The sequence below is a fragment of the Geobacillus sp. BMUD genome (assembly GCF_013096845.1).
Lineage (GTDB): Bacteria > Bacillota > Bacilli > Bacillales > Anoxybacillaceae > Geobacillus > Geobacillus vulcani.
Window position 1 is genome coordinate 39333 of record NZ_SDLA01000005.1, and the last position, 20414, is coordinate 59746.

Below are 20414 nucleotides of genomic sequence, written 5' to 3' on the forward strand. Positions count from 1 at the left end.
CATTCCGCCTCCTGCTGTTGTCTTTTATAATTTGGTTCTTAATGTCCATAGTTCAGGAAAGAACGGCCGATCGAGTGCTTTTTTCAAGTAGGAGACACCTGATGATCCTCCGGTTCCTTTTTTGTAGCCAATAATTCGTTCAACCGTAGTCATGTGCATATAACGCCATATTTGCTGTTGGCTACCTATATCTACTAGCTTTTCCGCGAGCTCATATAAATCCCAATATCGATCGACATTTCGATATACCGTCAACCATGCTTTCTCCACGCTAGCATTTGGCTGGTAGTTTTGCGAGTAATCGCGCTGAAGGACCTCCTGATCAATAGATAACCCTCGAACGGCCAATGCTTTGATCGCTGCGTCATAGACACTTGGAGCGTGTAGTGCCCTCACCAACTGTTCGTAAATATGCTGATCGTGTTGGAAGACAGGCAAAACGTGTATATTTTTTTGTCCAAGGGCAAATTCAATTAAACGGTTTTGATAAGACTGGAATCCGGAAGCATGGCCTAAACATTCACGAAATTCCATGTACTCTGATGGAGTCAGTGTTGAAAGAACACCCCATGATTGAATGAGTTGTTGTTGGATTCTTGAGATGCGGGCAAACATTTTAAAGGATGGTTCTAAATCGTCATCTAAAATACATTGAATAGCAGCTTCCATTTCATGTAAAATGAGTTTCATCCAAAGTTCACTTGTTTGGTGAATAATGATAAATAGCATCTCATCATGATGGTTAGATAACCGCCGTTGACTCGATAAAATTTTATCAAGCTGAAGATAGCTTGTGTACGACATTTCTTCTTGGAAATCTGTATGAATGCCTTTCTCCAGTTCGAATGGATTTTGTTTCTTTTGCATATGTTCCCACCCTTTTCGTAGAATGATCGGCTGGATACGATTATTGATTTGTGCTCGCGACCGTTTCATCGGATGATGTAGAAGAAGTTGCGTTATGGTATGTGGCATTGCGCCTTTTCCAAAGAACATACGCAATGGTTAGCAATAATAGCCAAGGAATCCCAAACTGTAACATCGTTTTAAATGGTGTAAACCAAGTTGTAATCATTAAACAGAGTAATAATACGCCGCCTAGGATGGTTAAGTAAGGAAATCCAATCATTTTGATCGGCAATGGGCGACCATTCGTTTGATTCCACTTGTTTCGGAAAAAAAGATGAGAAACAAAAATCATCAACCAAGTAAAAATGGCTCCAAACATGGAAATGCCCATCATGACCGTATACGATGTCTCAGGAAGAAGGGCTGAAACGATGGCTGAAATGGCAATTCCGGCGGTAGAAACGAGTAATGCCTTGATCGGAACCCCTTTTTTGCTCACCCCAGCAAAGAAAGAGGGAGCATATCTTTCTTGTGCCAATGCAAACATCATTCTCGTTGACGCATATAATTGGCTATTCATCGCCGATAGTGCCGCAGTGAGAACAATGAAGTTCACCACCCCGGAAGCACCAGGGATGTTTAGGATTTCCATTACTTTCACAAAAGGACTTTTGTCAATTCCCGCTGCTTTCCATGGGACGATCATCAACATGATGGCGATCGTGAGTACATAAAAAGTCGATAAACGAAAAACGGTTGCTTTTAATGCTTTGGGAACGGCAATTTCGGGTTCTTTTGCTTCACCTGATGTAACCGCTATCATTTCTGTTCCTAAGAAGCTAAATAGAGAAATAAAGATAGCCACCCACATCCCCCACCAGCCAAATGGGAGAAATCCGCCATCATTAACGAAATTGGAGGGTCCAATTCCAGATTGTTCCGATCCCCCGAATATAACATAGGTTCCAAGGAGAATAAAAAGGACTACTGCACTCACTTTGATCATCGAGAACCAGTACTCAAAAGTAGCAAACGTATGAACGTTAGTGGCATTAACGTAAATAAGAATGCCTCCAAATAGTAGAATCCATAGGATCCCTGGTGTATGAGGGAACCAGTATCTCATATAAACGGCAATGGCACTCACTTCCACCCCTACAGCGAGGACATTAGCGATCCAATACGAATAGCGGACGATAAAACCTGCATAGGGGTGGATGTACCGATCAGCAATGGTTCCAAAAGAACCTGATGTTGGATGAGCGACAGTCATTTCAGCTAAACAACCCATCAACAACAATACGATAAAAGCACCAATGGCATAACTAAGCAAAACACTAGGCCCGGCTGTTTGAATGGCAAGGCCACTTCCGAGAAACAACCCAGTGCCAATGGCACATCCCATAGCGATCATAGTTAATTGGTTCGTTTTTAATTTACGATGTAATCCAGTGTCTTTTTCTTGCGATTCATGCGTATAGTGATTTGGCTTGGTCATTGTGTCTCCCTCCTTACTATTTAGGCGACTACTTCACGCTCGTTTGAAAACTTCTTATACTGTTTCTCTTGCATGATTTTCTTAAGAATTTGTACAACGTTCCATACCTCTTCATAAGATGTGTACAAAGCAATCGGGGCTAAGCGAATAATATTTGGTGCTCGGAAGTCTGGAATGACGCCATTTTCTTTTAATGATTTGCAAATGCGGGCCGCTTCCTCATGTTCTAAGCTAATATGTCCCCCACGGCGTGCATTGTCCTTTGGATTGCCGATGATAAAGCCGAAAGAAGAAAGTTCATGTTCAATTAAGTACATCAAGTAACTCGTCAGTTGCAAAGACTTTTGACGAATCCGTTCGATTCCTGCTTCCATGAAGATTTCTAAAGATCCAATCAAAGGAGCTAGACTCAAAAGATGCGGTGTTCCAATTTGATAAGCTCCAGCTGTCAAAGAAGGACTGAATGTATGTTCCATATCAAATTGTTTGTCTTTTTTCGATCCAAACCATCCAGCTAGGCCAGGTGCGGAACCGAAATGTTTACGATGGACATAGAGTCCTGCGACACAGCCAGGCCCTCCGTTTATATACTTGTAGTTGCACCAAAAAGCGAAATCAACCCCCCACTCACTAAATGAGTGCGGAATGGCTCCAATGGAGTGGCAAGCATCGAATCCGATCAAGATGCCACGTTTATGTGCTTCATGAGTCAGCAGCTTGATGTCCAAAATTTGACCACTGCGGTACAAAACAGTAGGCAAAATAACTAAGGCAACGTCTTTAGACATGGCTGAAATAATATCTTCTTCTTCCAAAAAACGCCCATCACGACTTTTTACTCGAATCAGATGGGTGCTGGGGTCATAACCGTGAATACGAAGCTGACTCTGCAACGCATAAATGTCTGATGGAAAGGTTAATTCATCAGCTAAGATCTTTGTCCTCTTTCCTTCTGGATGATAAAAGGTAGAAACTAACTGATGCAAATTAACAGTGGTAGAGCCTGTAGCAATCACTTCTTCCGGTGAAGCGCCGACTAATGGCGCCAACATGGCGCCCACCTTCTCTGATAGGTCAAACCATGGATAAGTTCCTTTTGTCCAACCGTCTATTCCTAATATTCTCCAATCTTGTAATACGGTGAACAGTGTTTTTTCCGCTCTTTTGGAAAGAAGTCCTAGTGAGTTGCCATCCATATAAATGGAATTTGGCGGTAAGTAAAATTCATCGCGGAAATGACGTAATGGGTCTTCTTGATCAAGCTTTTGGGCAAATTCTAATGTAGGTTCCAGGTTTGTGACGTTCATGAATCTACCTCCTATTTCATTCGATGCATGCTAAAAAGATTTTACAAAAGAATTTGACATGATGTCAATTACTAAATGTTCTAAATATTTGTTTTTATGTTTCAGCTTTGTCATCTTCTTTTATTTTGGTCTTATACCCCTTATGCTAAGAAGCAAAGGAGTATCGTTAAGGAGGGATACAGTGGATCGCAAAAAAACGATCGATCGCCGCCATATGCGTTCTGTGGCCACGCGCCAAAAAATATTGCAAGCAGCACGGGAAGTGTTTATCCGTGAAGGGTTCCATGATACTACTGTTACCCAAATTATCAAGAAAGCGGGTGTAGGGTATGGTACAGCCTATGTTTACTTTAAAGGGAAAGATGATATTCTGATCACGCTGATGGAAGATGTGATGGGGCAATTTTATCAAATCGCTGAGCTTCCCTTTTTTCCTACATCAAAGGAGGAAGCACAACGAATGATTCAAAGTCAAGCGTATTCCTTTTTAAAAATGGCGGAAGCGGAACGCGACATGTTACAGGTATTCGAGCAAGCGATCGGTGTTTCCCAAGCCGCGTCTTCGAAATGGGCAGAAATCCGCGAGCGATTTATCCAACGAATTTCTCAAGATATTTCTTATTCCCAACGTAAAGGACTCGCTAGGACAGAATTAAATCCTGAGGTAGTGGCGCGTGGTTGGTTTTTTACGAATGAAATGTACTTATGGGACATTGTGCGTGGTCATCATCGTAAATGTTCAATAGAGGAAATTGCTTGGACGATCACGGTGGTGTATATGGAGGGACTTTACCGATGAATGCTTGTTGGCTTTTTTATGCTAGGAACAAATAACGTTACACTCTCTTCCATAAAAACATGACAGTTTGAATATATTCATGATTTACCGTCAACTATAACAAGCCTGTAATAGGGTATCGTAAAACTTGATTAGGAGGGAAGGAATCAACATGGACGGGAGGGTTTGGGAGGAAGCAAGAAAAGAACGCTTGAAACTGCTTAGGGAGGTTGAGGGACTTTTGTCATTTATCAGGGACCCGGTCTTAGTTGTCGATGCACAAGGATATATCGCTCATACAAATTCTGCCGCAGAGCAAATACTGGAACGTCCCCAAATCGTTGTGATCGGTAAACACATCACAGAATTTGTCCAATCTACATCACTTTCTCAGCATATTAAGCAGGGAAGGCCTGTAGCTAGTCTGGCTGTCTGCATGAGGAATGTGAAAGGGGACTGTGTGGAGTTTTCGTGCCGATTGCATCCGTTGCTTGTAGATAAAAATGTGGAAGGAGCTATTTTGTTTTTTACCAAGCCGGTTTTACGTCAAGAACAGGAAAAATTCGCTCGCTATGGAACGAGGTTTTCCTTGGATGATGTGATTGGATCAAGCCCGAGCATTATCGCATTGAAAGAGCAGGTGATGAAAATCGCGAAAAGTGAATCAACGGTGCTTATCCGGGGAGAAAGTGGTACGGGAAAAGAAGTATTGGCGCAATCGATTCACCGTTTAAGCCCTAGAAATAAAGGCCCATTTGTAGCAATCAATTGCGCTGCCATACCGGAAGCACTTCTAGAAAGCGAATTGTTCGGATACGAAGAAGGAGCGTTTACGGGTGCCAAAAAAGGTGGGAAGCCGGGCCGTTTTGAATTAGCGAAGGGTGGGACGCTATTTCTTGATGAAATCGGTGATATGCCTCTCTATTTACAGGCGAAGTTATTGCGTGTATTGCAGGAACGACGGATTGAGAGAGTCGGAGGCACAAAATCAATCGAGGTAGATGTTCGGATTATAGCGGCGACTCATAAAGATTTAGAATCGATGATCGTCAATAACCAATTCCGTGAGGACTTATACTTTCGTCTTAACGTTATTCCACTTTACGTTCCTCCTTTGCGCGAAAGAAAAGAGGATTTATATGAGCTGATTCAATATTACATGCATAAATTTTGCAAAAAGTTTGGCAAAGAGCCGAAACGTTTTTCCTCTCAAGCTTTAAAGAAAATATTTGATTACCATTGGCCTGGAAACATCCGGGAATTAGAAAATATGGTGGAATACATCGTAAACTTAGAGATCGGTGACCTCGTTACTGTCAATAGTTTGCCAACTTCGATACGTGAAATGCCCAGGGATCAATATCACGTTAGAGCGGGAGAAACAAGTGAGTCTCAAACAGTTAATCATCCCTTTCGATCGCTATACAAGGTTAATGAAATGGAAGAAGAGCGGATTGTTCAAGCATTACAACGGTTCGGCACTAGCACAGAAGGGAAGCGGAAAGCAGCAGAAGCACTTGGAATCAGTTTGGCCACTCTTTATCGGAAGTTAGAAAGAATGAGGCGCCGGCATTAATTCTCAAAACGAGAATTTTGAGAAATCATGAGAAAAAAAGAGAGTTTTAGAGAAATATAGAGATAAATATTCGTTTAACATAAGTGTAGATATATGAATAATTACCTCTTTATACCAAAAATGTATATAAATGAAGAGTGAATCTTTTTAAACGCTTACACACTCTAGGAGGCTGGTGAAAAACAACAGCTTCGCTCGACCTGTCGGAAATTACAAGGAATAAAATGATGGCGTTGCAAGGTTTTTCAATTTAATAAACAATGTTGGACAGCAGTATTTCCCCTTAAATCACCGGCCTCCTAGACGCTGCAGCATTTCCGACAAAGATCCGGTAAACTCCATCGTAAGCTGAGCCTTGAGAAAGGAATTAAATAGTAAGTGGAGGAACATGTTAACTTTCAGTGGGCATGTATATAAATCATCTTGTGAAAAAGTCAGAAAATTTACGGTTTTTATTTTTTGAATTTTGGCATGATATTTGCATATTAAAAGGCAGGGGAAACAATGAAACGATATATTGATGAACAAACAGTTACTGCTCTTTCACGCGGAGCAACGTATTTAGGTTCAGGTGGCGGTGGAGATGTTAAGCTAACGGAATTGATGGCCAAAAGGGCCATACGTGAAAATAGTCCTGTCCTTCTCTTATCCCCGTTCTATTTTCCAGATGAAGCATGGGTGATACCGGTTGGTATCATGGGTTCGCCGATGATTTTTAGCGAACATCTTCCGTCGGGCAGCGAGCTGAAACAAGTGGTGGAAACGATTGAAAACGAAAAACATATCGCAGCATCAGCGGTTACAGGCCTTGAAATCGGCGGAATGAATGCCCTGACTCCGATCATTGCCGCTGCGTTAACCAACCTGCCATTGCTTGATGCAGATGGCATGGGACGGGCGTTTCCGGAGTTGCAAATGACAACCTATCACGGCTTTGGGGTGAAAGCAAGCCCTGCCGTGATTGCCAACCGTCTCGGCAAAACGCATCTCCTTTTATCAGATGAAAACACGGACATCGAAAAGCAAGCGAGGATTCTTGTCACCAGCTTAGGGGGGTGGGCGGCGATCGCTTGCTATCCAATGCAAGGATGGCAAATAAGAGAAACGGGCATTCTCCAAACGTATACATTGACGATACGGCTTGGCGAAGCCTTATCCACTGCGATGGACGCTCACGATGTAATGAAAAAAATGCAGCAAGTCTTTCAGAAATCCATATATGGAAAGCCAGTCAAGCTGTTCGAAGGCAAAATCGTCGATTTGCAAAGAAACATTATCGAAGGAACGCTGAAAGGGTCGCTTGTTGTGGAAGGAAGCGGAGCATATATTGGTGAATACTTATCAGTCTTCTTTCACAACGAATATTTATTGGTGCAAAAACATAACGTCACTTTAGTGACGGTGCCGGATTTAATTTGCGTGCTCGATGAAGAAACAGGCTATCCGTTGTCCGTCGAAGAATTGGAAAACAACGGGAAAGTATGGGTAATTGCAATCCCGAGCCCATTCTTGTTGCAAACCACTAGGATGCTTGATGTAGTGGGGCCTATGCAATTTGGCATAGTAGAGCCGTTTATTCCTCTGGAAGAAAGAATAAAAACAAACAACAACGAGGGATAAGCAATGTACCGGTTAGGGATCGATGTGGGCGAAACGAATACTGACGCTGTTTTGCTTGACAGCTATTCACGAATTGTGCAAACAGTGAAAAAACCTACTTCTCCCGATATTGGGTCTGGCCTTTACACCGTTTTGGAAGAGATCATTGAGCGTAACCAGACTGATCCGAAGGATATTGCTGCTGTCATGATCGGGACGACCTATTGTTTGCAAGCCTTAAAAAAAAAGGAAAATCTATCTGGTGTCTGCGTGATTCGTATCGGGAATGGAAAAAACGCAGTTCCCCCACTATTTGAGGGAAATAATTCTCTCCGCCGCTGTGTGATGTCGGATTATTTGGAGATAGACGGGGGGCACGAAGTAACGGGACGACCTTTGGGGGTAATGGATTATTCGCAAATCGAACGGTTTTTTTTCCATTGGCTTGGCAAAGAACCCATCGAGGCGGTTGTGATCACAGGAACGTTTTCACCGATGAATCCAGAACATGAAACCATGGCTGCAAGCCATGTCCGTAGCATTGTTGGAGCGGACATTCCGATCACTTTGTCTCATGAAATAGGCAGTATTGGGTTTATCGAGCGGGAGAACGCGTCGATTATCAACGCGTTATTATCCAAACCGATGGATCGTGCGCTACACAGATTACAATCCGTTCTTCAACATTTTGGAATTAATGGAGATATTTATTTTACACAAAATGACGGATCACTGATGTCTTATGAACATGCGTTGCGCTATCCGATACGAACATTATGGTCGGGGATTACTAACAGTCTGCTTGGTTCCTCCTTCTTGACCGGATTAAAAAATAGTATCGTCGTGGACGTTGATGGCTCTTCTGTTCATGTCGCATTGCTGGAAAACGGATTTCCGAAAGAAAAAAGGCGGAGTCAGCTTATTGATGGTGTGCGTGTCAACGTCCCAATGCCCGATATTGTTTCACTCCCTTTTGAACCAGAGCAACTGAACAGGGACGAATTTCTCGAAAGATTATATCAAGTCATCCAGCGGTTCCAACCGCGTTATGAGCCGCTTCCTGTCATTTTTGTTGGAGATGGCGGACAGCAACTAGCTGAACGCTTTCATTATCCATGGGCGGATATCATTGTTCCCGATTACCATCAATACGTTAATGCCATTGGGGCTTGCATTGCTCCGGTGAGTGGATATATCGACCGGATGGTTTGGGTGGACCCTTTTAACCAAAACCAGGCATTATATTCTGCAATAAACGAAGCGAAACATAGGGCTATAAGCGCAGGGGCGAATCCTAAAACAGTTATTGTCCAGGAGGCGAAAGCAATCCCCTTAGCTTATGTTCCAAGTAAGGCGCTAAGAGTGAGAGTCAAGGTAATTGGCACATTATCGTTTTCTTCGAAAGGGGGGATGTAGATTGTCATTATGAGAAATTTTTGTAAGTAAACATTATCCTATTAAAAATGTGTAATTTAAGGAGGGAAGGCCAATGACGGGGAAAATTTCGACTGATGATTTTTCTCTTTCACGAGTTCCAGCGGAAGCACGCCTACCAATGTGGGAAGTACTTTTAGTAAGAATTGGGGCGCTTACGGCGTTATCGCAATTTATGCTTGGAGCTGCACTAGGCTATGGGATGACGTTTTGGGAAGCTTTTTGGGCGACCATGCTCGGGAGCGTGGTGCTGGAGATCGTCAGTTTATTGATGGGAATCGCAGGAGCAAGAGAAGGGTTGTCCACGAGTTTATTGGCCCGTTGGACAGGCTTTGGCAGGTACGGATCCAGCATTATCGGCGCTGTCATTTCGATTGGACTAATTGGATGGTTCGGCATCCAAAACGCCGTGTTTGCCAAAGGGATCGATGAAGCACTAAACGGAGCGCTTGGATTTCCTTTAGCAGCCACATTAACCGGATTGTTTGTCACAGCGATCGTCATTTTCGGGTTTAAATGGCTCAGCTGGACGGCAAAAATTGCAGTTCCTGGCTTTCTGGCAGTCATCGGATACGGGATCTATCAAGTGTTGCGCGATCATTCGGTAACAGAATTAATCCATTCTCCCCATCCGGGGCCGGATCTTTCCCTTGGTGTCGCCGCTACGATGGTAGCCGGAGGGTTTATGATCGGAGCGGTCATCACACCTGATATGAGCCGGTATTGCCGAAACGGAAAAGATGTGTTTTGGATGACGTTAATTGGCACATTTGTTGGAGAGCTAGGAGTTAACATGATTGCCGTGTTGATGGCGCATGCGGTAGGAACCGACGATGTTGTCACCATTGTGTTGCAAACCTCAGGTTGGCTTGGCGCAGCAATTGTTATTTTTGCGACAGTAAAGATCAATGATTTGAACCTTTATTCCGCATCTTTAGGCTTATCCAACTTGATTGATTGTGTCTTTAGCAAAAAAATCAACAGAGGATGGATAACGTTTATCATCGGGGTTGTCGGAACAGTGCTTTCCGTTTTGGGGATTCTGGAAAAATTTCAAAACTTCCTCGTTTTCTTGGGAGTTTGGATTCCTCCAATCGCTGGGATCATGGTGGTAGACTATTTTATTCTCAAAAGAGGCAGAAAATTGCTGGATGAAAGCAGAATGCAAGGTTTGTTACCAGAATATTCAGAGCGTATTAATCCAATCACTTTAATCGCATGGGCTTTAGGATTTTTATCTGGTTATTTCATTCAATTCGGCATCCCTTCATTAAATTCTTTGCTGGTCAGTGCTATTGTGTATTGGATTGGGATGAAAATGTTCGATGCGTCGAAACAAAGCAACTTGGAAACAAACAAGAATATTAACGAAACCATATAAAGAGGAGGAGAAACAGTGAGACTTTTAGGAAAACAAGAAATAGAGGACATTGCAGTAGGTGCAGCACTACTCGGAACAGGAGGCGGAGGGGACCCTTATGTTGGCAAATTGATGGCTTTGCAAGCCATTGAAGAATTCGGCCCAATCCCTTTGTTGTCGGTGGATGAAGTTCCGGAAGACGCCTTAGTGGTATCGTCAGGTATGATGGGAGCACCAACCGTATTGGTAGAGAAAATTCCGAGCGGCCATGAAGCGAAAGTGGCGTTTCAAACGCTGGAGAAATACTTGGGAAAAAAAGTGTTCGCTACTTTTCCGATTGAGGCCGGCGGGGTCAATTCCATGCTGCCTTTGGCGTTGGCAGCGCAACTTGGATTGCCAGTGGTAGATGTTGACGGCATGGGAAGGGCTTTTCCAGAATTGCAAATGGTGACGTTTTATTTAGATGGAATTTCTGCTACACCGATGGTGATTGCTGATGAAAAAGGAAATGTGACGCTGCTTAATACGATTGATAATTTATGGGCCGAAAGAATTGCGAGAAGTGCTACTGTTCAAAAAGGTGGATCAGTGATGTTCGCAATCTACCCGATGACTGGAAAAAAACTAAAAGAAAGCGGCATTCATGATATTTTGCGGTTGGAAGAGGAAATAGGGCGTTCAATACGCTTAGCGAAAGAAAACAACCGAGACCCTATCGAGGAAATTCTCCAATTGACAAATGGGATTGAGTTATTTCGTGGTAAAGTGGTAGACGTGAACAGGAAGACGGAGACCGGATTTGCCAGAGGTACAGCAAAAATCGAGGGATTGGAGCAGTACAAAGGAGAGACGTTGGAGCTCCGTTTCCAAAATGAACACTTACTCGCGAAAACGGAAGATAGGCTACTTTGTGTTACGCCTGACTTAATCGCGGTGTTGGACAGTGAGACAGGACTCCCAATCACTACGGAGGGGTTACGATATGGAGCGCGCACGGTTGTCATTGGAATTCCATGCCATCCGAAATGGCGCACGCCAAAAGGAATCGAAACTTGCGGTCCTGCTTATTTTGGTTATGATGTCGAATACACACCTGTAGAAGAGCTTGTCAACAAAGGAGTGACGATGAAATGAGCTACAGAATCGGCATCGATGTTGGTGGTACACATACAGACGCGGTGCTTTTAGACGAGAAATACCAGGTCATTTCCGAAACAAAAACGCCTACCACAGCCGATGTCAGTACAGGGATCTATCAAGCGATGCGGGAAGTAATCAGAAAAGCAGGTGTTCCACGCGAAAAAATCCGTTATGCGATGTTGGGAACGACTCATTGCACAAATGCGATCGTGGAACGGAAGCGGCTAAACAAGGTCGCTGTTATTCGCATTGGTGCCCCCGCCACTTTGGCGGTAAAGCCTTTAGTCGGAATTCCGGAGGATTTGCGTGTCCAGCTCGAAAAATATGTTTATATCGTGCGAGGCGGCCATGAATTTGACGGAAGAGAAATCGCACCGATGGATGTTGAGCATTTGTACCGCATTGCCAACGAAATAAAAGGGAAGGTCGATTCCGTCGCCATCACTTCCGTTTTCGCGCCGGTATCAAAAAATCATGAGCAAAAAGCCGCCGAAATAATCAGGGAAGTGCTGGGAAGCGGCATTGCGGTTTCACTTTCTCATGAAATCGGCAGCGTTGGTTTATTGGAACGCGAGAACGCCACAATTTTAAACGCGGCGGTGGTCAATGTCGCCAAAACAGCCGCTGAAGGGTTTATTAATGCATTAAAAGCGGAAGGCATTAACGCGAAAGTATTTTTTGGCCAAAATGACGGAACATTGATGAACGTAGAATACGCAATGAAGTATCCGATTCTGACGATTTCATGCGGTCCAACAAACAGCATCCGTGGGGCATCCTATCTTGCAAAATTATCGGATGCGCTTGTTGTGGACGTCGGGGGAACGACGACAGACATCGGCGTCTTGATTCATTCCTTCCCAAGAGAATCGTCCTTAGCTGTGGAGATCGGCGGCGTGCGTACGAATTTCCGTATGCCTGATTTAGTCTCTATCGGATTAGGCGGGGGAACCATTATCCGCGTTCAGAAAGATGGAAGTTTCTCGATTGGTCCAGATAGCGTAGGATACGAACTCCCAGAAAAAGGGATGGTGTTTGGGGGTGACACTTTAACGGCTACAGACGTTGCAGTAGCATTAGGAAAGGCAAATATTGGGGATCCCGGGAAAGTTGCTCATTTGGATAAAGAATTGCTCAATCGAATTTATCATAAAATGGTGGAGATGATTGAAGAAGCAATTGATAAGATGAAAACAAGTGCAGGACCTGTACCTGTGATTCTTGTTGGGGGAGGAAGTGTACTGTTACCGAATGAGTTGAAAGGTGCTTCTGAAGTGATTCGTCCAGATCATTTTGGAGTTGCTAATGCCATTGGGGCCGCGATCGCTCAGGTAAGTGGTCAAGTGGAAAGAGTTTTTGCACTTGATGAATTAGGAAGGGAAAAAACATTGGAGTTAGCGAAAAAAATGGCGATCAACGAGGCGGTTAAAGCAGGAGCAAGCCCAGAAACCATTGAAATCGTCGATATAGAAGACGTTCCATTAGCTTATTTGCCAGGCAACGCAACGCGGATTCGTGTCAAGGCTGCAGGTGTTTTATCGGCGAGCTAAAAGAAATATTGTGTAGGAGGCCGACCAATAAAAGTAGATTAATAAAACACAATTATGTTCGTTATCCATAGTGCTAGTTAGAGCACTAACGTTCAAACTAGCACTATGGGTTTTTACAATCTTATAAGGGTAAGTGTTTTGTATCTCTTTCCTCATCGATTATATGTTTTGCAACCTATTCTTTGATTTAACATAATCTCGTTTTAACATAGAGAATATGGCTCTTCACCACAAAATGTACTTGACAATCAAGTTGTTTTCTGATCAAGGGTACAAAAAATGCGAAATTTCCTGTATGGTAAAGGTAACCAAACCATCAACCATGGAGGAAATTTCGCATGCAATCTCAGTTTATCAAAGATTTGATCACTTTACCAGGCTTTCTTATTCAAGGAGAACGAAAAGAGGAAGGACGATGGATTTTTGAACGTTCCCTCCCTCCTCATTGTCCGATCTGCCCGACTTGCTTCGGGCGAACCATCAAAATGTCATCGAAACGGAAACAATGGATTCATGGCTATACCAATACGGTCGGTTTATTTTGGATTGAACTTCCCATCGAAAGACGGCGTTACCCAGCCTGTTTTCTGACGTTCACCGTTTCTTATCCGGGACTTCCGTCTCACAGTATCGCGACGGAATCGTTTCAACATTGGGTGTAAATTACCACTTTATTTTGGAATAAAAGAGGCATTTTTTTGCACATTTCTTCAGAAAGCCCTCTCCCCTTTTCTGAAGGAATGTGCTAATTTTTTTGTGAATTGTTTCGGACGAAGATTTCCATTCGTTTCAAGGGGGGAGGAAGTGTGATCCAGTTTCACGACTTTGGCATTGACATTCAAACGTATACGGATCGTGGGAAAGGGAACGATTTTCCTGATGTAAACCAATGTCCCCACTGTCTATCCCGCCGCCCCTTGCACCGTCACGGGTATTACCAACGCTATGCGTTGACGGCAGAGGGGGAGTATCGCCTTTGGATCGCGCGGTACGCTCGCGAGAATGCCGCAAAACCGTGAGTGTGCTGCCTTCGTTCCTCCTCCCGTATGTTCAATATACCCTATCCGTCATCTGGCAAGCGGTCAAAGCATGGCTCGAAACGCCAAGACGAGGAGCGAAGACCAAACAGGTTGGTTTTCCCACCAAGGGGGTCATTTTGTTTTATGTCCGACGATTTTTCCGGAATCTCCCCCGCTTGCATCACGTGGCGGCGAGGAGATGGAGGATCATCGGCCCTGTGGGGAACGCAAGAACCGAACGGGCGGTCTGGTGGATGCAGATCTTGGAGGGACGGGGGGTGGGCTCGATCATCCACGACCTGTGGGCCAACGAGAGATGGCATCTGTTTGCAGATTAAACCGTTTCCCAATTTTACATTAAAAACCAAAAAAGGGGACTGTTGATGTTTCCACAACCCCTTCCTCTCGACGAATCTCGAGCCGTTTCGTAAGATAGGGGGCAGAGGGACCGGGACGGTCCAAAATCACAGAGAGGCAAGGAGGAGATCCGGATGGATGAATCGATGAGACACGATATCGCCCTGTTTCGGTACGGGCTGATCGCTCCATTGGTGAATGGGCAGGTGGAACCCAAAGCGTATTTGAATGAGGTGGGCGGGCGAGTGCACTCGATTCCTCATCAAGGGGACAAACTCATTGCGACGAAGACGATTCTGGATTGGTGTGCTCGATACAAAAAAGGGGGCTTCGACGCCTTGAAGCCGAAGCGCCGTTCGGACCGCGGCCGCTCCAGACGTCTGTCGCCCGATGATGAGGATCATATTCTAGCGTTGAGGAAGGAACATCCCACCATGCCCGTTACCGTTTCCTATGAACAACTCACCAAGCAGGGGGACATTCCTACCACCCTCTCATATTTTACTATATATCGACTGTTGAAAAAACACAACCTGGTGGGAAAAGAAATCTTGCCGATGCCGGAGCGAAAGCGTTTTGCGTATGACCAGATCAATGAGCTATGGCAAGGAGACTTATCCCATGGACCCACGATTCGCGTCCATGGGAAAGCCCAGAAAACGTTTCTGATCGCTTATATCGATGACTGCTCGCGGTTGGTGCCGTACGCGCAGTTTTTCCCTTCGGAGAAGTTTGACGGGCTGCGGGTCGTCACAAAGGAAGCGGTGATTCGTTGCGGGAAGCCGAAACGCATTTACTCGGACAACGGGAACATTGATCGATCCGAGGTGCTGCAGTATGCGTGCGCCGAGATGGGGATTACGCTCATCCACACCCAGCCGTATGACCCGCAAAGCAAAGGGAAAATCGAACGGTTCTTCCGCACCGTACAGACGCGGTTTTATCCGCTGTTGGAGCTGAATCCGCCGAAGTCGCTTGACGAGTTGAACGAGCGGTTTGGGAAGTGGCTTGAAGAAGAGGATCACCGAAAACCACACGCCTCACTGGACGGAAAAACGCCGCATGAGGTGTTTCAGTCCCAAGTGGAACGAGTGGTGTGGGTCGAAGACATCGACTGGCTGGATGCGATTTTTCTGAAACGGGAGCACCGCAAGGTGAAAGCCGATGGCACGATCACCCTGAATCAACAGCTATACGAAGTGCCGCCTCGGTTCATTGGGCAATCGATTGAGCTCCGCTATGACGAACGAGGCGTCTATGTGTACGAAGACGGCAAACGAGTAGCGGAAGCCATTCGGGTGCGTTTGGAGGATCACGCCCATGTGAAGCGTCACCGGTCGCCGTTTGCGGCAGTTCCAGCGAAGGAGGGAGAACACGGTGTATAAATCGTTCTACTCTCTTTCGCGGGAGCCGTTTGCGAAAGAAACCGCCCCGTCCGAGGCGTATCAAGGGGCAGCGTTTCAAGAAGCGCTGCGGGCGCTGGAGTACGTGAAACGAACCCGGGGAATCGGGCTGTTGACCGGAGAACCGGGGGCGGGCAAGACATTCGCCCTTCGGGCGTGGAAAGAATCGTTGTCCCCTTCTTTGTATCACGTAGTCTACTTCCCGTTATCGACCGGAGGCGTGATGGATTTTTACCGCGGGCTGGCCCTTGGGTTGGGGGAAGAACCGAAATACCGCAAGGTGGATCTCTTCCGCCAAATCCAGCAGGCCATTGAGCGGTTGTATCATGAACGGCGGATCACACCGGTGTTGATATTGGACGAGATGCATTTCGCGAAGGATGCCTTTTTACAGGACATCGCCATCTTGTTCAACTTTGAGATGGATTCCACCAACCCCTTTGTCTTGATGTTAGCTGGGCTGCCCCATTTACAGGGGAAGCTGCGGCTCAATCAGTACCGCCCTCTCGATCAGCGGATCATCATGCGATGCCGGATGGGGCCGCTCGAGAAGGAGGAGGTGGCGGGCTACATCGAGCATCGGATGAAACAGGCCGGGGCGAAGCATCCGATCTTCACTCCATCGGCGTTAGAGGCGATTGCCCTGCAGTCGCGGGGATGGCCTCGGGTGATCAACACGTTGGCTACGACATGCCTGCTGTACGGGCATCAGCTGAAAAAGGACGTCATTGACGAAGAAGTGGTACGCATGGCCACAGAGGAAATGGGGTATTAGCACGAAAGGGGCCGAATCGGCCTCTTTTGTGCTTTCTCTTTTCCATCGGTCCACCAGGCGCGCTGGAAATCTTCATCTGAAAGAGCGTGCAAACGTTCCGAAAGAATGTGCAAAATCCGGAACAATCCGCAAAAATTTTGCACATTATTTCCGAATCCGCCTGAAATAATTTGAAAAAGGGATTCTGAAATAATGTGCTAATTTACAATAGAGAAACATTCGCATGTACTATGTTGTGGGCGATTTGGCTCTAGCCATGAAAAAAGCCATTTCATGAGCGTGTTCAGGGGCTGTGCATAGGGTTGATTCTTTTCACGTGAAGCCTTCCGCAGCTAATTTTTCTCCCATAGCTCGGCTTGCAGATTGAGCCCACAGGATCTTTGCCGGAAGTGCCGCAACGCCTACGGTGTGCAGGATGTGTTGTATGTATAGTATTATTTTTAAAAAAATTTTATAATATATATATATATATATATATAATTGGTAATGTATACGATTTTTAGTAGAAAGGGGGAAAACATGCGAGTAAAAGTGATCAAGAAGTCTAGGAAAAAACCAGCTAAAGCAACTTGTTATGACTGGTAAGTTAAACCTCCATGGCTACGCCTACATAAAGGTGCTAGCCATGGGGGGCTTTTACTTGCATGTGTACTCAATGTATATTTATTCTAGGGATGAAATTTTCGAAAAATTTGTCATTCAATCTCTCGATCGATTTATGATTATATTTAAAGAGTATTTACCTAAGAATGTCGAACTCCCTCGAAATGTTCAAGCTGACATACTTCGAATCTACTTTGAAAGGGATTGTTCGTTTTCTTTCTTTTTTTCTTAGAAGTCGTTAAGTATACTTATCAGATTCATATGTATGACATAGTAAGGTCTATTTTAGAAACAATGGTTAGTTACTTTAGAGATTTTAATTATGGAATATTAGTAAAATTCAAGGATGGTTATGAGCTATATGTTTCGGAAGATGGGGAGGACGCATCTGTCTTTTTTTTCAGTCACATACTAGAGTACGAAGAATTCAAAAAAACACAAGAAGTGGAGAGAGTGTATTATGAGATATGTTAAGGAAATTCAATTTATTGCTTTACTATACTTATTTTTAATTTTGTTATCTGGTATTCTTTATTCCTACACGATAACTAGAATTGTATCTATTTCCCATATCTCCCCTTTTTGGGTTATAATTACAAACTCAATTATTAGCATGTTCATTTTTATTGACTTTTCTTATATAAAGAAAATTTCAACTTTACATTCTCGGCTTATTAGTGCAGTGACAAGCTTTCTTTTATTGATACTATTTTTTTTGTCATTTATTCTAAAAGATCAAGGAATGATCTTATTAGCTGTATACGCCATTTCAGTTTTCTCTTCTTCGTATGTCGGAAGAAGTTTGGAAAGAAAAATATTCGAAGAGGAGAAACGCTTATTTGGCGGTATGGTGAAAATTAGTATAGTTGGGAATTTAGCGAAACTTATAGGATTTGGAGTAGGGGCTATCATTTTCAGTATTCCTTTAAGTATATACATTTTCTTATCATTCATTTTGTTTTTAGTCATGGCAAGTGTAAATGTTGAACACGGTTTTTCATATAGCAAGGCTTCTATTGCCGGTAAAAAGAAAGTAAATAGTTTATTTTTGTTACTATTTGTTGGGCTTATATCATCCATTCCCATTCTATGGATACCATCTTTAGTAGAAAGATTTAATGAGGCAGGCATGATCAAGTTATCTTTTATTCCATTTGTATTACCGGGAACAATGAACATTTTATTTCTGAGATATCTGAAGGATAGGATTTGGAGTAAGCATATTCCTCTCTTTTACTTTATATTAACTGTGTTTTTCATGGTGATATATTATGTTGATGTCTCCCTTATTTTTCAAGTTATAGTACTGAGTACTATTATCACTCTAGGTGTGAGCATAAATGTTTATATAAATACGATTTTTCTTCAGAAAAATAAAACAAGGGACAAGAGGGAGCTAATGCAATTAATTAATGTTGTTACATCCGTCTCTACTTTATTATTTAGTTTTTTCGCCATGTACATTTCCCTTACTGTTCATCTGATGTTATTAATAAACGCTACGTTAAGTTTGTTTATTTTTGTATTTTTTGCGCGAATAAGGGGAGAAGATGAATGAAAATAGGATTATGTTACAGAGATTCTATTCACGAGGAATTTATTGATGAATTAATTAAATACGTAGATTTTCTCGAACTCATGCCCGATATAACTGGATATAAGGAGACTAAAAGGTTATTGAAACTATGTAAGGAAAATAATGTTGATATAGGTATACATTGTTTACGATCCTCCTTGGGTTCAAAAGAAGGAATATACAGACCGGCAATTGAACAGTATGCTTTCTACAGTGATTATGTAAATGCAAAATATTATTCAGATCATGTCGCCTATTCCCATATACATGGCATTTATTTATCGAAGGTTTTTCCGATAGAGTATACTGTGGAAAATGTACAGATAATGAGAAGGAATCTGGAAATTACATCAAGCTTTTTTTCTAATCCGATCTTAATAGAGAATATTACACAAAATAAGTTGTCTAATAAGAATGTCTTAAGTGAAGGAAGGTTCTTTAAAGAATTACTGAAGGATGTGAATCCTCGTATAAAAATTTTGTTTGATGTAACAAATGCGTATGTAACAGCTTTAAATAATAACTATTCTTTTGAAGAATATACATCAGAATATCCTTTTGAAAGAATTGAATGTATTCATGTTTCTGGATTTGAGAGGGATCGTGGAGGAGTGCTAAGAGATACACATTCTAATTCTATCAATAACGAGATTTTGACATCAACAGAATGGATATTGCAACGCACGAATCCAAAGTACATACTTATAGAAAGAGATTTTAATATTCAATCAATTGATGATGTGCTAGAGGACATTTGTAAAATTAGATGCATCGTTCGATGAGCATCCTGTCAATATTATACTTCACATTTCGCACCTTAACAGGGTCAAAAAAAAGATTTTTTATTTTTAGAACCCATGGTGCTATATAGATGCAATTTGAAGCTTTACCATTTGCAGCTTTTACCGAGTATTTGATCGACTGTCGGGCGACCGAACAACGCCGCTTCCAGACCCATATATAGGTCTGTGAAACAGGCGGTTGTTCGGTCTTCCGTCACGCCTTGGTGTGACGGAGGCAAGCCTGTGGCTTGCCTTCGACAGTCGAAAATGGACAAACCGCTTTTCCGTCAAGGATGTGTTAGACTTCTTCGTTGCATCTATATATAGGTTCATAACGAAGCGCTTCTTGGTTCATACTAAAGGAAAAGCTCGCAAAAGAAAGGGACTCGCCATGCTTCGTGAACTCGACTGGATGACGTACATCATGATCATTTTGGCCAGCTATCGGTTCACCCACTTGATCGTCTTTGATAAGATCACGGAGTTTATTCGCAATCCGTTTATGAAAAAAGAGACAATCCAACACGAAGACGGGAGTACGGAAATCAAGAAGGTGCCGAAATCGAAATTCGGCTATTTGTTGAACTGTTACTGGTGTGCGGGAGTGTGGAGCGCGGTTTTTCTCGCGCTTGGGTATTTATTCATCCCAAAGATCGCCATGCCGTTGATTTTTATCTTTTCGATCGCCGGGGCGCAGGCGATTCTCGAGACGTTTGTCGGAGTCGGGACGAAGGCGGTCGATCTGTTGTCGGCGGCGAAAAAGCGGATGGACTGACATTGGCGGGCGTGCGGCGGAAACATGCGGCAC

General features: G+C 43.6%; 15 protein-coding genes and 2 pseudogenes. 14 read left to right on the forward strand and 3 right to left on the reverse strand.

The annotated features are described in order from the left end of the window. Nucleotides 1-24: 24 nt before the first annotated feature. The 3 genes from kynA to kynU are packed head-to-tail and all read right to left on the reverse strand — an operon-like array spanning nucleotide 25 to nucleotide 3654. The gene (gene kynA / locus ETC05_RS07865) at nucleotides 25-867 is read right to left on the reverse strand and encodes a tryptophan 2,3-dioxygenase (protein ID WP_171660759.1); all 843 of its coding nucleotides are present in this window, start codon (nucleotides 865-867) and stop codon (nucleotides 25-27) included. A 40-nt stretch (nucleotides 868-907) separates the two neighbouring features. Next, nucleotides 908-2347 (reverse strand): amino acid permease, encoded by a 1440-nt coding sequence (locus ETC05_RS07870; RefSeq protein WP_171660760.1) that lies wholly within the window; start codon nucleotides 2345-2347, stop codon nucleotides 908-910. Nucleotides 2348-2367: 20 nt separating this feature from the next. Next, nucleotides 2368-3654 carry a kynureninase gene (gene kynU / locus ETC05_RS07875; protein ID WP_171660761.1) on the reverse strand — a complete coding sequence of 429 codons (1287 nt, stop codon included), beginning with the start codon at nucleotides 3652-3654 and terminating at the stop codon, nucleotides 2368-2370. Nucleotides 3655-3796: 142 nt separating this feature from the next. Between kynU and ETC05_RS07880 the strand changes: the two genes are divergently transcribed. The 14 genes and pseudogenes from ETC05_RS07880 to ETC05_RS07945 all read left to right on the forward strand — a co-directional run bounded on the left by ETC05_RS07880 (nucleotide 3797) and on the right by ETC05_RS07945 (nucleotide 20381). Beyond that, nucleotides 3797-4453: a TetR/AcrR family transcriptional regulator gene (locus ETC05_RS07880; protein WP_445614375.1), complete on the forward strand. Its 657-nt coding sequence runs from the start codon at nucleotides 3797-3799 to the stop codon at nucleotides 4451-4453. Nucleotides 4454-4604: 151 nt separating this feature from the next. Further along, on the forward strand, nucleotides 4605-6008 hold the full coding sequence (locus tag ETC05_RS07885) for a sigma-54 interaction domain-containing protein (RefSeq protein ID WP_171660762.1): 1404 nt from the start codon (nucleotides 4605-4607) through the stop codon (nucleotides 6006-6008). 504 nt (nucleotides 6009-6512) lie between these two features. Beyond that, on the forward strand, nucleotides 6513-7628 hold the full coding sequence (locus tag ETC05_RS07890; RefSeq protein WP_171660763.1) for an S-methyl thiohydantoin desulfurase family protein: 1116 nt from the start codon (nucleotides 6513-6515) through the stop codon (nucleotides 7626-7628). A 3-nt stretch (nucleotides 7629-7631) separates the two neighbouring features. Then, nucleotides 7632-9023 carry a hydantoinase/oxoprolinase family protein gene (locus ETC05_RS07895; RefSeq protein ID WP_171660764.1) on the forward strand — a complete coding sequence of 464 codons (1392 nt, stop codon included), beginning with the start codon at nucleotides 7632-7634 and terminating at the stop codon, nucleotides 9021-9023. 73 nt (nucleotides 9024-9096) lie between these two features. Next, nucleotides 9097-10422 carry a purine-cytosine permease family protein gene (locus ETC05_RS07900; RefSeq protein ID WP_171660765.1) on the forward strand — a complete coding sequence of 442 codons (1326 nt, stop codon included), beginning with the start codon at nucleotides 9097-9099 and terminating at the stop codon, nucleotides 10420-10422. Nucleotides 10423-10437: 15 nt separating this feature from the next. Next, nucleotides 10438-11535 carry an S-methyl thiohydantoin desulfurase family protein gene (locus ETC05_RS07905; protein WP_171660766.1) on the forward strand — a complete coding sequence of 366 codons (1098 nt, stop codon included), beginning with the start codon at nucleotides 10438-10440 and terminating at the stop codon, nucleotides 11533-11535. Then, complete coding sequence (locus ETC05_RS07910) at nucleotides 11532-13091, forward strand: hydantoinase/oxoprolinase family protein (RefSeq protein ID WP_171660767.1); 1560 nt, start codon at nucleotides 11532-11534, stop codon at nucleotides 13089-13091. The genes ETC05_RS07905 and ETC05_RS07910 overlap by 4 nt, the downstream gene beginning before the upstream one ends. A 338-nt stretch (nucleotides 13092-13429) precedes the next feature. Then, nucleotides 13430-13750 (forward strand): annotated as a pseudogene (locus tag ETC05_RS07915) (ISL3 family transposase); the annotation flags it as partial. A gap of 147 nt (nucleotides 13751-13897) precedes the next feature. Continuing rightward, nucleotides 13898-14448, forward strand: a pseudogene (locus tag ETC05_RS07920) (DUF6431 domain-containing protein). A gap of 153 nt (nucleotides 14449-14601) precedes the next feature. Beyond that, the gene (locus tag ETC05_RS07925; protein WP_171660769.1) at nucleotides 14602-15852 is read left to right on the forward strand and encodes an IS481 family transposase; all 1251 of its coding nucleotides are present in this window, start codon (nucleotides 14602-14604) and stop codon (nucleotides 15850-15852) included. Continuing rightward, nucleotides 15845-16645, forward strand: coding sequence for an ExeA family protein (locus ETC05_RS07930; protein WP_171660770.1), 801 nt, complete (start codon nucleotides 15845-15847; stop codon nucleotides 16643-16645). The genes ETC05_RS07925 and ETC05_RS07930 overlap by 8 nt, the downstream gene beginning before the upstream one ends. Before the next feature lie 1063 nt (nucleotides 16646-17708). Further along, nucleotides 17709-18806: a hypothetical protein gene (locus tag ETC05_RS07935; protein WP_171660771.1), complete on the forward strand. Its 1098-nt coding sequence runs from the start codon at nucleotides 17709-17711 to the stop codon at nucleotides 18804-18806. Beyond that, on the forward strand, nucleotides 18803-19606 hold the full coding sequence (locus tag ETC05_RS07940; protein WP_031406803.1) for an MbnB/TglH/ChrH family RiPP precursor modification enzyme: 804 nt from the start codon (nucleotides 18803-18805) through the stop codon (nucleotides 19604-19606). The genes ETC05_RS07935 and ETC05_RS07940 overlap by 4 nt, the downstream gene beginning before the upstream one ends. Before the next feature lie 391 nt (nucleotides 19607-19997). Continuing rightward, on the forward strand, nucleotides 19998-20381 hold the full coding sequence (locus ETC05_RS07945; protein WP_031406805.1) for a DUF1360 domain-containing protein: 384 nt from the start codon (nucleotides 19998-20000) through the stop codon (nucleotides 20379-20381). Nucleotides 20382-20414: the final 33 nt, after the last annotated feature.

What these genes read in the sequence shown, in the direction of transcription:
- kynA (WP_171660759.1), bottom strand. Translation starts at nt 867, where the DNA reads ATGCAAAAGAAACAAAATCCATTCGAACTGGAGAAAGGCATTCATACA.
- ETC05_RS07870 (WP_171660760.1), bottom strand. Translation starts at nt 2,347, where the DNA reads ATGACCAAGCCAAATCACTATACGCATGAATCGCAAGAAAAAGACACT.
- kynU (WP_171660761.1), bottom strand. Translation starts at nt 3,654, where the DNA reads ATGAACGTCACAAACCTGGAACCTACATTAGAATTTGCCCAAAAGCTT.
- ETC05_RS07880 (WP_445614375.1), top strand. Translation starts at nt 3,797, where the DNA reads ATGCTAAGAAGCAAAGGAGTATCGTTAAGGAGGGATACAGTGGATCGC.
- ETC05_RS07885 (WP_171660762.1), top strand. Translation starts at nt 4,605, where the DNA reads ATGGACGGGAGGGTTTGGGAGGAAGCAAGAAAAGAACGCTTGAAACTG.
- ETC05_RS07890 (WP_171660763.1), top strand. Translation starts at nt 6,513, where the DNA reads ATGAAACGATATATTGATGAACAAACAGTTACTGCTCTTTCACGCGGA.
- ETC05_RS07895 (WP_171660764.1), top strand. Translation starts at nt 7,632, where the DNA reads ATGTACCGGTTAGGGATCGATGTGGGCGAAACGAATACTGACGCTGTT.
- ETC05_RS07900 (WP_171660765.1), top strand. Translation starts at nt 9,097, where the DNA reads ATGACGGGGAAAATTTCGACTGATGATTTTTCTCTTTCACGAGTTCCA.
- ETC05_RS07910 (WP_171660767.1), top strand. Translation starts at nt 11,532, where the DNA reads ATGAGCTACAGAATCGGCATCGATGTTGGTGGTACACATACAGACGCG.
- ETC05_RS07925 (WP_171660769.1), top strand. Translation starts at nt 14,602, where the DNA reads ATGGATGAATCGATGAGACACGATATCGCCCTGTTTCGGTACGGGCTG.
- ETC05_RS07935 (WP_171660771.1), top strand. Translation starts at nt 17,709, where the DNA reads ATGAGATATGTTAAGGAAATTCAATTTATTGCTTTACTATACTTATTT.
- ETC05_RS07940 (WP_031406803.1), top strand. Translation starts at nt 18,803, where the DNA reads ATGAAAATAGGATTATGTTACAGAGATTCTATTCACGAGGAATTTATT.
- ETC05_RS07945 (WP_031406805.1), top strand. Translation starts at nt 19,998, where the DNA reads ATGCTTCGTGAACTCGACTGGATGACGTACATCATGATCATTTTGGCC.